This is a genomic window from Streptomyces yerevanensis (assembly GCF_000716805.1).
GTDB classification, from domain to species: domain Bacteria; phylum Actinomycetota; class Actinomycetes; order Streptomycetales; family Streptomycetaceae; genus Streptomyces; species Streptomyces flaveus.
The window spans coordinates 86,845-99,870 of sequence record NZ_JNWJ01000013.1; the positions used below are offsets into that span (position 1 = coordinate 86,845).

The window sequence follows — 13,026 nt, forward strand, 5'->3', positions numbered from 1 at the left end:
TATGCGGCTCCGCCGCGATGGGGGTCCCCCCGCTCGAGCGCAGCCGAGAGTGGGGGAGCGACCAGCCACAACGAATCCGCAGCCTCGTACGGCGCTTACACCCACTTCGCTTGGAGAAGGTTTATTCCCGGGTATGGCTGTGGCCGAATACCCGAAAGTTCCTTCGCGTTCCAGGCAGTCATCAGCTCGTTGTGGACGACCGGATAGATCACGGCGTTCTCCGCGACGATGTCGATGTATTCCTGCGTCATCTGCTTCTTCGTCTCGGCGTCTGGTTCCCGTGTGGCCTCGTCCATGCGCTTGAAGAGGTCCTTGGCCACGGAGTTGTCCGTCCAACGGGCGTACCGCATCCAGGTGTTCTCGGGCCCGTAGTTGTAATGCATGATCAGGTCCGCGTCGAGGCCGAACTGGTTCGGATTCGAGGCGGCGGCGACGACCTGGAAATCCTGTTTCTGGTCGAGTTTGGTGAACAGCGCGGCGGTTTCCTGCGGCTGGAGGGTCGTCTTGACGCCGATGGCGTCCCACGAGGCCTTGATGGTCGGCAGACAGTCCACGATCCAACTCACGTTCACCGCCATGAGGTTGACCGTCAGCCCGCTGACTCCGGCTTCCCGCAGCAGATCCCGGGCCTTGTCGGGGTCGTACGTGTAGACCGTCTTGGCCTTCCGGTAGCTCGGATTCCCCTCGTTGAGGAACGAGCTCGCCGGCTTCCCGTGACCGCGCAGTGCGGCCTCGATCATCTTCTCCGTGTCGATCGCGTAGTGCAGCGCCTGCCGCACCCGTACGTCGTCGAACGGCTTGTGGGCGGTGTTGAAGAGCAGGAACAGATGGTTCATCCCCGCCCCGCCCTCGACCTTCAGGCCGCCCTTCTCCAACTGGGAGATATTGGCGTACGGAATGTTGTCGGAGATCTGCGCGCCCGCGCTCGAACCGGAGATCTTGGCGACGCGCGGCGCGGCGTCCACGATCGACAGCCAGTTCATCTTCTTGAACGTGGCTTTTCGCGGCCCGTTGTAGTCGGCGAAGGCCTCGAACGACGTGTTGGACTTCGGATTGTGCGCGGTCTGCCGGTACGGCCCCGAACCGACCGCCTTCCCCGCCGTCGCCTCGTCCAGCGCACCCGCCTTGGAGAAGACGTGCTTCGGCATGATCTTCGCGAGCGTCATCCGCTGGACCCCGTCCGGGAACGGGAACTTGAGCACCAGCTCCACCGACTTCTCGTCGACCTTCCGTACCTCCTGCAGCCAGGAGCCGAAGAAGTTCTTGGCGAGCGTCGTCGTCTTGGGGTCCAGGACACGGTCGAAGGTGAAGATCACGTCGTCGGCGGTGACGGGCTGCCCGTCGTGCCACTTCGCGCCGTCCCGCAGCGTGAACCTCCAGGTGGTCGCCTGGAGGTCGGCCGGGATCTCGGTCGCGAGGGCCGCGTACGGCTCACGGCTGATCGGATCGGTGTCCAGCAGCCCCTCGTAGATGTGGTGGTTGGCGGCCATCGAGAACGCCGACGCCGTCATCAGCGGGTCCCAGCTCTGGTCGTTGCCGTAGCCGATCACCGCCGTGAGCGTCCGGTCGGCGCCCTCGCCCCCGCCGCCCGTCTCGTTCGTGGACTGAGGCCCCGACGAGCAGGCGGACAGCGTCGAGCTGATCGCGGCGGCCGCGCCCAGCGCGCCGGAGTACTTCAGGAACGACCGGCGGTGCAGCGCCGGTGCGTGGGTCGCGTCGCGCACGGTTCCTCCAGCAAGCAGTGGGAGATACGGCGGGAGATACGACGTCCTATGTCATGGGTGCAGCGTGACCATAGGAGGGGGTATGGGGGCGGTCAAGAGCTCGCGCACGGGTGCCGCTTCTTCCATAGGTGCGACCAATGTCGGTGTGAAGGCAGGGGAATTGAGCCCCGTGTCTGACGAGTCGTGAAAGAAGTTCAGCCAGGAGGTCGTTGCCTTCAGGGCACGGGATGTGGAGGGGCGCAGCGGGCGATGGCGGTACATTTCCGGGGGATCGAGGCGCGGGCGGCACAGGAGTCGAGGGGGGTCGGGTGAGCGGGTTCGGGGATACGGCTCGAGACGGGGGCTGGGCGGGCGAGGCGGCCGGTGTACTGAGGCTGCCGTCCGGTCGGCTGGTACGGGGCCGGGGGCTGCGGCGCCCGCTCGCGCCGTCGGCGCCGGCACCCACGTACGCCGTCTATCTACTGGGCAAAAACCCACCCGAAGTCCCCTGGGAAACCCGCTGGATCCGCTGGCCGGACTTCTGGCTGCCCCGTGACCGCGCATACGCCCGCGAGGTGCTGACGGAGGCGTGGAACCGGGCGGCGTCTCCGGGCGAGCGGCTCGAGATCGCCTGCGGGGGTGGCCGCGGACGTACGGGTACGGCCCTCGCCTGCCTGGCGGTCCTGGACGGCGTACCGCCGGAGGAGGCAGTGGACTTCGTACGCCGGAACTACGACCGGCATGCGGTGGAGACGCCGTGGCAGCGGAGGTATGTACGGGGTTTCGCGGAGCCGTCCCAGGTCAGGTGAGGCGTCACTCAGGCGAGGCGCAAGGTGATCCAGGGCACGGTGTCGCCCGGCAGCACGTACCGCTCGACTGAGCCGAGCCGGAGCCGCTCAGGGGGCGGTCTCGCCCCGTACGAGCGGGTGGCACACCGGCTGGAGGTCGCCGGGGAGTTCGTCCGGGCGGAACCAGCGGGCCTCCAGGATCTCGAAGGGGTCGATGCGCAGTTCGCCGCCCAGCAGGCGCGCTTCGTAGGCCACTTCGAGACGGGTGCGGAAGCCGCTGTTCAGCAGGACGAGGCGGCCCGCCTCCACATCGAGGTTGGTCTCCTCCTTGATCTCGCGGACCACGGTCCGCCGGAAGTCCTCGCCCTTGTGCGCGAAGCCACTCGGCAGGCCCCACTGGCGTCCCGGCGGCCACATCCGGTGCCGTAAGAGCAGCACCCGGCCTTCGTCATCACGCACGACACCGGTCACGCCGACCACGAACTTCGCGTTCAAGCACCACATCACACGGCTTTGCACCGGGCGCAGGGCGCGCCAAAGGCGGGCAAGGAGTCGCCTCACGGGGCCTCCGAGGGGGTACGGGGATGTCGCTCCCCGCGAACGGGTGGCGGTCGGGCGGGGCCTTCGCCCCTACGGACGGTACCCCGTCGGCGACGCGTCCCGTCGAGCGAGACCCGTAGGAGGCGCGAGTTCGCGCCGCACTCGGTGATGCTCGGCACCGACGGCGGCCGGGGCGGCAGGCTGGTGCGTGCTGCCCGGCCGCCCTGTGTTCCACGGCCCGCTGGTGAGTTCTGAGAGGGTTCAGCCCTTCGCCTTTTCGGCCAGGAAAGCGCTCAGGCTGTCGAGAAGCATGGTGCTGCCCTGCTCGGCCATGTCGCGTTCCTCGGCGGTGTCGCAAGTCTGGCTGAGCACGATCCGGGTGTGGTGGTCGTCCTGCCCGTCGAGTTCCAGGGTCATGACTGCGGGCTCGGGCTTGCCGGGGACGTCCATGCCGATCACCAGACGGCGGTTTTCGGCGACCTCGAGATAGCTGCCGGTCAGCGGGAACTGCCCGCCGTCGGGGGTGAGCATCGTGGCCTTCCACGCTCCGCCGGGCCGTACGTCCATCTCGACGGAGCCGGCAGCGGCGTAGGCCCACTGGGCGTACTGATCGGTGGTGGTCCATGCCTGCCACACCGTCGCTGCCGGGGCGTCCAGCGTTCGGGTCAGCGTGTAGGAGAAACTGTTGGCCGCAGACGTCTGCTCGGTGCTCATGTTTCGTCTCCTCGTCTCGCCCTTGGTCGGGCTGTCGCACAAGTAGACGCCCGAGGGCGCGGAAACTCATCGGTCTGTCGGAGGGTGCCGAGCTGTTTCATCTGGGGTGTGCTCAGAGTGTTCTGGTGAGCGGGGGTGAGTCCTGGCGGTCCTTGGCGTGATGTGTCGGTCGGTCATCGTGCCGGTCTTTCGGGAGGGGAACGGAGGTACTGGTGTCGAATGCGTGACCTTTATGGGCTGGCTTCGTTGGATGCGGTGACAGGGTCGGGGTTTTCGAGGCTGAGCTGGGCGGGGGTGACGGATGGGCGGGCTGCGGGATGTGGTGGAGCCGTTCGTGGCGTCCGGCCCGGCCGGGGTCGTGATCCGTACCCGGATCAAGCAGCTGACGCCCCAGGACGAGACGGTGCTGCGCCTGGTGGGCGCGCATCTGGGCGCGCTGGCCTCGAAGGACCTCAAGGCCCGGTGCGCGGACGGTCTGGAGCACTCCACCGAGACCTGGGCGGTCAGGAAGCGCGTGCTGACGCCGGTGGCGTCTTCGCGCTGGGCCGGGGCGATCACCAAGGCATCGCACGACCAGTGGGCGCTGGCCCGCCGCGGCCAGCTCGCCCACATCCAGAGCCTGGAGGCCGGTGTCGCCATGATCACGGACCGGCTGGCACAACCAGTGGGGCAGAAGGGGTCGAAGAATACGCCGGGTGGCTATCGCAGCAGGCAGGAGTGGTTCGCCAAGTCCCGCCGCCTGCACGTCCTTCAGGACCAGCTGCAGCGGGCGCGGTCCGATCGCCAGGCCGGGAGCGTGCACGTGGTGCGCGGCGGCAAGCGGCTGGCCCGTACCCGGCACCATCTGGAGGCAGCGCAGCTGACCGAGGCCACATGGCGCGAGCGGTGGGAGTGCGAGCGCTGGTTCCTCCAGGCCGACGGCGAGTCCGGCAAGCGGTACGGCAATGAGACCCTCCGTGTCACGCCCGAGGGCCGGTTGAGCATCAAGCTGCCCGCTCCGCTGAAGGACCTGGCGAACGCCCCGCACGGCCGGTACGTCCTCACCGGCACGGTCCGCTTCGCCCACCGGGGCACCGAGTGGGCCGACCGCATCGAGGTCAACAGGGCCGTCGCCTACCGCATTCACTACGACACCGGCCGCAACCGCTGGTATGTGACCGCTGCCTGGCAGTCTCCGCCGGCCCGGATCATCCCGCTGGAGTCCGCCCTTGCCGGCGGGGTGATCGCGGTGGACACCAACGCCGATCATCTGGCCGCCTGGCGTCTGGACGTGCACGGCAACCCGGTCGGCAATCCCCGGCGCTTCTTCTACGACCTGTCCGGCACCGCAGGTCACCGCGACGCGCAGGTCCGGCACGCCCTGACCCGGCTGCTGCACTGGGCGAAGGCTTGCGGCGTGGCCGCGATCGCCGTCGAAGATCTGGACTTCACGGCGGAGAAGACCCGTGAGAAGCACGGACGCCGCAAGCGGTTCAGGCAGCTGATCTCCGGCATGCCCACCGGCAGGCTGCGTGCCCGGCTGTCCTCGATGGCCGACGCCATCGGCATCGCCGTCATCGCGGTCGACCCCGCGTACACCTCGAAGTGGGGCGCCCAGCACTGGAAAAGCCCCTCACCAGCAAGAACCGCACCACCACACGCCACGACGCGGCCGCCGTGGCGATCGGCAGGCGCGCCCTGGGACACCGGATCCGGCGACGGACGGCACCGCCCCCACAGCACCGGAGTGGTGCGGTGGGGCATCGGACCGTCCAGGCCTCATCCGGCGTTCCCGGGCGTGAGGGACCCCGCCCCCGCATTCCCGGACCACGGACACGATCCGTTGGCGCCGGGTGCGGAGCGAACGTGGGGAACCAGAACGCCCAGCACCGTTCGGGGCGTTCGGCTGAGCATGGGTCCTGGCAGCAGGACTCACTCCCGCTCAGTCTCTAGGAACGGTGTCGTCTACACCGTGAGTGAGCGAGGACGTCCGCGTGATCGGGGGCGAACTGCACGCCGACTCCGTCGAGGTCACTGGGGACGGCGTCGAGCGGCTCAACGCCACGGCAAGTGAGGTGGCCGAGCGCGGATTGTGACCCCGCCTCCGACTGGCACTGGGAACCCAAGCAGGCCTTCCACGCCGTCGCCCGCCACTACGACCGGGCACGCTGCTGAAAGCAAACGCCCAGTTCAGGGACGCCGGGCCCGGAAGCGGAGGGCGCCCGACTCCGGGTGCCGCTGCACCGATACGTCGCTGAAGCCGGCCTTCGTCAGGCGGTCCGGGAGGCCGGTCGGCTCCAGCGTGTTCATCGTGTCGCGGAAGTGGAGCAGCCGGAACCGGAAACTCGGCTGGCTGTCGCAGCCGGCGAAGACACCGCCGGGACGCAGCACGCGGTACGCCTCCGCGAAGATCCGGTCCTGGTGGGCGGCCGTCGGCACATGGTGCAGCATGACGAAGCAGACGACCGAGGAGAAGCTCTCGTCCGGCACGGGGACCGCTGCTCCGTCCGCGTGCAGGATGCGCGCCCTGTCTCCCCACTTCTGCTCCAGCAGGGCCGCGGTGGTCTCGTCGATCTCCGCGGCCGTGACGCGGGGCGCCTGCTCGACCAGTACGCGGAGATTGGCGCCGTAACCCGGACCGATCTCCAGTACGTCGTCTCCCAGGTCCACGCCGTCGAGGGTCCACGGGAGGATGAGGTCCTTGGTGGTCCGAGCCCACTTCTCGGAGCTGCACAGTCTGCGGTGCATGAGATTCATCGGCATACGGCGACAGTATGAGCGCAGCCACCGTGTCCGACACGGGCTACGCTGCCGTCCCATGTCGCCAGACGGACACCCGGCCGCCACCGCGATCTTCATCGGCCACTTCACCATGCCGAGGGGGACGACGTACGGCCGACACTGGCACTCCTTCCACCAACTCGCCTGGGCCGCAAAGGGGTTGCTGCGCGTGAGCAGCGAACGCGGGGCCTGGCTGCTGCCGCCCTCGCTGGCCCTGTGGATCCCGGCCTGGGTGCCCCATACGACCGAGTCCGCGGGCGACACGGTCATGCGCAGCGCGTACGTCGACCCCGCCGCATCCCCGGAGATCCGGTGGCCCGAGCCGACGGTGGTCGCCGCGGGCCCACTGCTCCAGGCGCTCATCGACCACCTGGGACGGACCGGCCTCGCCCCGGACGCACGGTCGCGCGCGGAGGCCGTACTCCTCGATGTGCTACACCCCGTGCCGGTGACGAGCGTGTCGGTGACCGAACCCCGTGATCCGCGGGCGCGGACGGTGGCACGGGCGCTCGTCCAAGACCCCGCGGACGGACGGCCGTTGGAGGCGTGGGGTACGGAAGTCGGCGCCAGCGCACGGACGTTGGCCCGGCTGTTCGTCGCTGAAACGGGGCTGGCCTTCGGCCAGTGGCGCGAGCAGTTGCGCATGCAGTCCGCGATGCCGTTGCTCGCCGAAGGCATGACGGTGGAAGCCGTGGCCCGGAGGGTCGGTTACGGCTCCGCCAGCTCGTTCGTCGCGGCGTTTCGGCGGGTGGTGGGGGTCACGCCACGGCAGTACTTTCCGGTTCGCGACTGAGGGACTGTGTTACTCCGCCACGGCGCCGATGAACTCCGTCCAGGCCGCCGCACCGATCACCAGGACGGGGCCCTCCACGACCTTGCTGTCCCGGACGGGGACGATGCCGGGGACTCCGTCGGCTACCTCGACGCAGTCCTCCCCACCAGCGCCGCCGCTGTAGGTGCTCTTGCGCCAGCGGGCTGCGCCCACGAAGTCGTACGCGACCTCGACGCACGACTCGCCGCCGCTGCCGCCGCTGTAACTGCTTTTGCGCCAGCAGGCGTTGCTCAGGTCGTACTCGCGCATCGTCTGTAGTCCTCCGCCACCGACTCGATCAGGGCCAGGGACGCCTCCGGCGACAGCGCGGCGGCCCTGAGTAGATCGTAATCCGCCTGTGCCCCCTTCACTACTGCGGGATCATCCAGCAGATTCCCCGAAAGCACGCCCTCTGTATAGACAGTTGGCGGGGCGTCTTCGAACTCCATGAGCGTCATCATCTTGCCCATCTGCGGATGGGCCCGGCTGAGAACGGGAGCACTTGCACCAGCGCCTTGCGCTCGCGGATCATCGCCGCGATGTGGTCCAGCTGCCGAGCCATCGCGGCGGGACCGCCGACCGGGACGCGCAGCACCGTCTCGTGCAAAACCGCCCAATACACCGGCCGTGTAGCGTCCTTGAGGAGCTGGGTGCGGTCCATGCGCAGCCTGACCATCTCCTCGATGTACTCGTCGGCGGCGAGCGGGTTGCTCGACAGATAGATGGCGCGTGCGTACTCGGCTGTCTGGAGCAGCCCCGGTACGACTGCTGGTGCGTGCTCGCAGAGCTTCGTCGCCAGTCGCTCAAGCTCGGCCGCATGCGCGAAGTACTCCGTATACGGCTGCTCCTTGATGAGCTTTCGCCAAAGCCTCTCGAAAAAACCCTCGGTTTGTAGGACGCCGTCGATCCGCTGCGCCACATCCAACTGCGGCTTCCGAATAGCCTGTTCGAATTGCCCAATGTAGCCGCCCGACACAAAAACGCGAGAACCCAAGTCGGACTGAGTGAATCCGGCCTCCTCGCGCCGCCGTTTCAGCTCCGTACCGAAGAACTCCCAAGCCGCCTGCCGCGAACCATTGGCCATGGCCAATCCCCTTGTACTGCACCGTCGTTGCTGAGCGTAGAGGTCTTCCAAAGTCTAAGCGGCCAGCGCCACCGTGGAGATGAAAAGCGTGAAACTCGAAAGCGAGGGGATCAGCACGATGGCTGACTATGAAGGTCACGGCGTACGGCACTCGACGCGATGCGTCGAGGAGGCGGAGGAAACGGTGAAAGAGTTGCGTGAAGCACTCGCGAACGCAGGAATCAAGTTGCCGACACTCCGGATCGACCCGGCGAGTTTGGCGCGGGAGACGCCTTGCCCGCTCATCGAATTGGGTCGGTGTTCCGTCGAGACGGCGGCACGGCTGGCGGCGGTGATCCGGTGAGGCTGCCGATCGGGGCGTACGCCTTCGATACGAAGACGGGGAAGGTGGGTGTGGTGATGGGGCACGAGGGACCGTATGTACAGCTCAGACCGATCGGCGGCGGCCGCGAGTGGGACTGCGAACCGGGCTCGGTCCGCGCGGCCACCCAAGCGGAACGCCTCCGCGCGGCGACGGCGTACGCGAATGCACGCAGCCGCGGGGAGGTCCCTTGAAGCGGGACCGCGACCGTGACCGGGGATAACCCCTGAGGTCGGTGTGACATAGGGTGCGGCCACATGGCGATATGGAACCCGATACGGAACCTTCGCAAGCCGAAGACGGCTCGCAAGTACCCCGTGCCGCTCACCATGCACCAGCTGTGGATGGTGTCGCTCAGTGCACCCGTGAACCGCGACCGGGACACCTCGCGGACGACGCTGTACCCCTTCACCCGCATCGACGACGAGAAGGCCCGGCGGTGGCTGGCCGACCAGTGGGAGATCACTTCGCGTGAGGCGCTGGCCGGCCGGCTCGACGGTCTCTCGCGGAGCGGTTACCGCGCGCGGGCGCGACTGCGGCTCGGATTCGAACCGCTGGCATGGGACGCCGGGCTGTACGTGGACATCACCCGGCGGGGCTTCGCGTGCGGGCTGCTGAGCGAAGCCGAGGCGTGGACCGCGCTCAAGAACATCGTGCCGGCGGTGGTGCGGACATACGGCTCCTGGAAGGAGTATGCCGAGCACTATCAGCTGGGGCGGATGGTGTGGCGCGAGGGCCTCCAGAGCGCACGGGACGCGGACCTGCCGGCCCCGCAGGAGGTCTCCGACGCCCACCTGCAATCCCTGCTGGACCCGATGAACAAGTCCAGCCCCTGGAACATGGCGCCCTGGGAGACGATCAGCCATCCCGACCGCGCTCGCTGACTCCATAGGCGAGAATGGGCCATATGAGTATGGGCTGCGGGGGCGTGCGATGAGTCTCTTCCGGGATGACGGTGTCGTGCTGCGGACGCAGAAGCTCGGCGAAGCCGACCGCATCATGCTGCTGTCTCGCGGGGGGCGACCCCCGCGCCCCCAGCAGGAAACCCTCGGGGGCGCGCGATGAGTCTTTTTCGGGATGACGGGGTCGTGCTGCGGACGCAGAAGCTCGGCGAGGCAGACCGCATCATCACCTTGCTCACACGCGGGCATGGGCGAGTGCGGGCCGTGGCCCGTGGAGTACGGCGTACGAAGTCGAAGTTCGGGGCGCGGCTCGAACCGTTCTCGCATGTGGACGTGCAGTTCTTCGCGCGCGGGAGCGAGCTGGTGGGGCGCGGGCTGCCGCTGTGCACGCAGAGCGAGACGATCGCTCCGTACGGTGGCGGGATCGTCGCCGACTACGCCCGCTACACCGCCGGGACAGCCATGCTGGAGACGGCCGAGCGGTTCACGGACCACGAGGGCGAACCGGCCGTGCAGCAGTATCTGCTGCTCGTCGGCGGGCTGCGGACGCTGGCCCGCGGCGAGCACGAGCCGCATCTCGTCCTCGACGCCTTTCTGCTGCGCTCGCTCGCCGTGAACGGGTACGCGCCCAGTTTCAGCGACTGCGCGAAATGCGGGATGGCGGGACCGAACCGGTTCTTCTCGGTCGCCGCGGGAGGTTCCGTCTGCGCGGACTGCCGGGTGCCCGGCAGCGTCGTACCCTCGGCGGGGGCCCTCGAACTGCTCAGTGCGTTGCTGACGGGGGACTGGGCCACGGCTGACGCGTGCGAGTCGCGGTACGTCCGGGAGGGCAGTGGGCTGGTGTCGGCCTATCTGCACTGGCATCTGGAGCGTGGATTGCGGTCGCTGCGTTACGTCGAGAAGTAGCGACGTAAGTGAAGTACGAGATCTAGGAGACGAGAAGCACATGGTGGTACGCGGGATCCTGGGGCGCCAGCGCCGCGAGTACAAGACGCCGGAGCCGCATCCGTCCGGCGCCCGCGCGCCGAAGCTTCCCGGCGAGCTGATCCCGAACCATGTGGCGATCGTCATGGACGGGAACGGGCGGTGGGCCAAGGAACGGGGGTTGCCGCGGACCGAGGGGCACCGGGTGGGGGAGGGCGTCGTGATGGACGTTCTCAAGGGCTGCATCGAGATGGGCGTCAAGAACCTCTCCCTGTACGCCTTCTCGACGGAGAACTGGAAGCGGTCACCGGAAGAGGTCCGCTTCCTGATGAACTTCAACCGGGACGTCATCCGGCGCCGGCGTGACGAGATGGATGAACTGGGGATCCGGATCCGCTGGGTGGGCCGTATGCCCAAGCTGTGGAAGTCCGTCGTCCAGGAGCTCCAGGTCGCACAGGAGCAGACGAAGCAGAACGACGCGATGACGCTGTACTTCTGCGTCAACTACGGCGGGCGGGCCGAACTCGCCGACGCGGCGAAGGCGTTGGCCGCGGACGTGGCCTCCGGCAAGCTTGATCCGGAGAAGGTCACCGAGAAGACCGTGCAGAAGTATCTGTACTACCCGGACATGCCGGACGTCGATCTCTTCCTTCGCCCGAGTGGCGAGCAGCGCACGTCCAACTACCTTCTCTGGCAGTCGAGTTACGCCGAGATGGTGTTCCAGGACGTGCTGTGGCCGGACTTCGACCGGCGTGATCTATGGCGGGCGTGTGTGGAGTACGCCCAGCGCGACCGGCGCTTCGGCGGGGCGGTTCCCAATGAGCAGCTGCTGGAGATGGAGCAGGCGATGAAGGGCCGCCCCGAAACGGGGTGAACCCGCAGTACGGCGGCTGAGGGTTCGTTGCGGCTCCTGGGGCGCGCCCCTCAGGGGCGCGGGGCTGTATCAATGTGCGGCTCCGCCGCGCGGGCGCGACAAGCCACGACGAACCCGCAGCCGCCAGCGAACCGAACTCACCCTCCCCGTAGGCGCCCCGTTCAACCGCCGGAGGCAACCCGCGCCGCCGCGCACTGCGCACACGTACCGAAGATCTCCACCGTGTGCGCCACGTTCACATACCCGTGCTCCGCCGCGATCGCCTCCGCCCACTTCTCGACCGCCGGACCCTCGACCTCCACCGCCTTGCCGCACACACGGCAGACGAGGTGGTGATGGTGATCACCGGTCGAGCAGCGGCGGTACACCGACTCGCCGTCGGACGTGCGCAGCACGTCCACCTCGCCGGCGTCGGCCAGGGACTGGAGTGTGCGGTACACAGTGGTGAGGCCGACGGAGTCGCCCTTGTGTTTGAGCATGTCGTGGAGATCCTGCGCGCTGCGGAACTCGTCGACCTCGTCGAGCGCCGCCGCCACAGCGGCGCGCTGCCGGGTCGAACGGCCCCGAACGGGCGGTCCAGCGGTCGTCACCGTTGCCTCCTTAGAACTGCGGCTCGCCGGGCCATTGTGCCAGCCCGAACTGAGGGCAGTCAGACGCCGATCTTCCCGGACGAGTCACGGGTGGCCGGAATCGCGCATTCCGCCGGGTCCCCGGTGGCCTGTGCCATGGCCCGCGCCCGGCGCCGGTTCAGCGGTGTGGCCAGTGCCGTCAGCGCGATGAACGCCCCGATGGTCAGCAGGACAATTGTCGCGCCGGGCGGCACGTCCTGGTAGTACGAGGTGACCGTGCCGCCGATGGTCACGCTCACCCCGATGGCCACGGCGATCGCGAACGTGGCCGCGAAGCTGCGGCTCAACTGCTGCGCGGCCGCGACAGGTACGACCATCAGGGCCGAGACCAGGAGCAGGCCGACGACCCGCATCGCGACCGTCACCGTGACGGCCGCCGTGACCGCCGTCAGAAGGTTCAGGGCGCGCACCGGCAGCCCGGTCACCCGCGCGAACTCCTCGTCCTGGCTCACCGCGAACAGCTGCCGGCGCAGGCCCACAGTGACGAGAACCACGAAAGCCGCCAGCAGGCAGATCGCCGTGACGTCGCTCTCGCTCACCGTCGACAGCGAGCCGAAGAGATACGAGGTCAGGTTGGCGTTGGAACCGCCCGGCGCGAGGTTGATGAACATCACGCCGCCTGCCATACCGCCGTAGAAGAGCATGGCGAGGGCGATGTCGCCGCGCGTCCTGCCATACCAGCGGATCAGCTCCATCATCACCGCGCCCACCACCGACACGAGCGTCGCCATCCAGACCGGGGACCAGGACAGCAGAAAGCCCAGGCCCACGCCCGTCATCGCTACGTGGCCGATTCCGTCGCCCATCAGGGCCTGGCGGCGCTGCACGAGGTAGATGCCGACGGCGGGTGCGGTGATGCCGACGAGTACGGCGGCGAGCAGGGCCCGCTGCATGAAGGCGTAATCGAGGATGTCCATGGCCGGTCCTTTTGCTTCC

The 13,026-nt window shown here is 68.2% G+C and carries 13 protein-coding genes and 3 pseudogenes; 8 read left to right on the forward strand and 8 right to left on the reverse strand.

Annotated elements, in window-relative coordinates; genetic code table 11:
- Positions 1–95: 95 nt before the first annotated feature.
- Positions 96–1,724: an ABC transporter substrate-binding protein gene (locus tag OP79_RS15890; RefSeq protein ID WP_033320853.1), complete on the reverse strand. Its 1,629-nt coding sequence runs from the start codon at positions 1,722–1,724 to the stop codon at positions 96–98.
- A 205-nt stretch (positions 1,725–1,929) separates the two neighbouring features.
- Here OP79_RS15890 and OP79_RS57005 point away from each other — a divergent pair.
- Both OP79_RS57005 and OP79_RS15895 read left to right on the forward strand, forming a co-directional pair.
- Positions 1,930–2,036 (forward strand): annotated as a pseudogene (locus OP79_RS57005) (GntR family transcriptional regulator); the annotation flags it as partial.
- On the forward strand, positions 2,033–2,512 hold the full coding sequence (locus tag OP79_RS15895) for a protein-tyrosine phosphatase family protein (RefSeq protein WP_033320854.1): 480 nt from the start codon (positions 2,033–2,035) through the stop codon (positions 2,510–2,512). The pseudogene OP79_RS57005 and the gene OP79_RS15895, both read left to right, overlap by 4 nt.
- Positions 2,513–2,599: 87 nt before the next feature.
- Here the strand turns inward: OP79_RS15895 and OP79_RS15900 are convergent, their stop codons facing one another.
- Together OP79_RS15900 and OP79_RS15905 are read right to left on the reverse strand one after the other, a co-directional pair.
- Positions 2,600–3,052, reverse strand: a complete 453-nt coding sequence (locus tag OP79_RS15900) for an NUDIX hydrolase (RefSeq protein WP_033320855.1) — start codon at positions 3,050–3,052, stop codon at positions 2,600–2,602.
- A 240-nt stretch (positions 3,053–3,292) separates the two neighbouring features.
- A complete protein-coding gene (locus OP79_RS15905; protein WP_033320856.1) occupies positions 3,293–3,745 on the reverse strand; it encodes an SRPBCC family protein in 453 nt (150 codons plus the stop codon).
- A 301-nt stretch (positions 3,746–4,046) separates the two neighbouring features.
- Between OP79_RS15905 and OP79_RS49735 the strand changes: the two are divergent.
- A pseudogene (locus OP79_RS49735) lies at positions 4,047–5,677 on the forward strand (IS200/IS605 family accessory protein TnpB-related protein).
- Between the two features lie 237 nt (positions 5,678–5,914).
- Here OP79_RS49735 and OP79_RS15915 read toward each other — a convergent pair.
- Entirely contained in the window at positions 5,915–6,487 is a 573-nt protein-coding gene (locus OP79_RS15915; protein ID WP_078491814.1) for a class I SAM-dependent methyltransferase, read from the reverse strand.
- A 55-nt stretch (positions 6,488–6,542) separates the two neighbouring features.
- Between OP79_RS15915 and OP79_RS15920 the strand changes: the two genes are divergently transcribed.
- A complete protein-coding gene (locus OP79_RS15920) occupies positions 6,543–7,298 on the forward strand; it encodes an AraC family transcriptional regulator (protein ID WP_033320858.1) in 756 nt (251 codons plus the stop codon).
- Positions 7,299–7,307: 9 nt separating this feature from the next.
- Here the strand turns inward: OP79_RS15920 and OP79_RS15925 are convergent, their stop codons facing one another.
- Together OP79_RS15925 and OP79_RS49740 are read right to left on the reverse strand one after the other, a co-directional pair.
- On the reverse strand, positions 7,308–7,586 hold the full coding sequence (locus OP79_RS15925) for a DUF397 domain-containing protein (RefSeq protein ID WP_033320859.1): 279 nt from the start codon (positions 7,584–7,586) through the stop codon (positions 7,308–7,310).
- A pseudogene (locus OP79_RS49740) lies at positions 7,568–8,400 on the reverse strand (helix-turn-helix domain-containing protein). Before OP79_RS49740 ends, OP79_RS15925 begins: the two are co-directional and overlap by 19 nt.
- Before the next feature lie 88 nt (positions 8,401–8,488).
- Here OP79_RS49740 and OP79_RS51705 point away from each other — a divergent pair.
- The 4 genes from OP79_RS51705 to OP79_RS15950 all read left to right on the forward strand — a co-directional run bounded on the left by OP79_RS51705 (position 8,489) and on the right by OP79_RS15950 (position 11,461).
- Positions 8,489–8,743 (forward strand): hypothetical protein, encoded by a 255-nt coding sequence (locus tag OP79_RS51705; RefSeq protein WP_425428572.1) that lies wholly within the window; start codon positions 8,489–8,491, stop codon positions 8,741–8,743.
- 275 nt (positions 8,744–9,018) lie between these two features.
- Positions 9,019–9,645 (forward strand): DUF1266 domain-containing protein, encoded by a 627-nt coding sequence (locus OP79_RS15940; protein ID WP_033320860.1) that lies wholly within the window; start codon positions 9,019–9,021, stop codon positions 9,643–9,645.
- 177 nt (positions 9,646–9,822) lie between these two features.
- On the forward strand, positions 9,823–10,569 hold the full coding sequence (gene recO, locus OP79_RS15945) for a DNA repair protein RecO (protein WP_033320861.1): 747 nt from the start codon (positions 9,823–9,825) through the stop codon (positions 10,567–10,569).
- 40 nt (positions 10,570–10,609) lie between these two features.
- Entirely contained in the window at positions 10,610–11,461 is an 852-nt protein-coding gene (locus OP79_RS15950; RefSeq protein WP_033320862.1) for an isoprenyl transferase, read from the forward strand.
- Between the two features lie 161 nt (positions 11,462–11,622).
- Here the strand turns inward: OP79_RS15950 and OP79_RS15955 are convergent, their stop codons facing one another.
- Positions 11,623–12,051, reverse strand: coding sequence for a Fur family transcriptional regulator (locus OP79_RS15955; RefSeq protein ID WP_033320863.1), 429 nt, complete (start codon positions 12,049–12,051; stop codon positions 11,623–11,625).
- 59 nt (positions 12,052–12,110) lie between these two features.
- Positions 12,111–13,007 carry a metal ABC transporter permease gene (locus OP79_RS15960; protein WP_033320864.1) on the reverse strand — a complete coding sequence of 299 codons (897 nt, stop codon included), beginning with the start codon at positions 13,005–13,007 and terminating at the stop codon, positions 12,111–12,113.
- Positions 13,008–13,026: the final 19 nt, after the last annotated feature.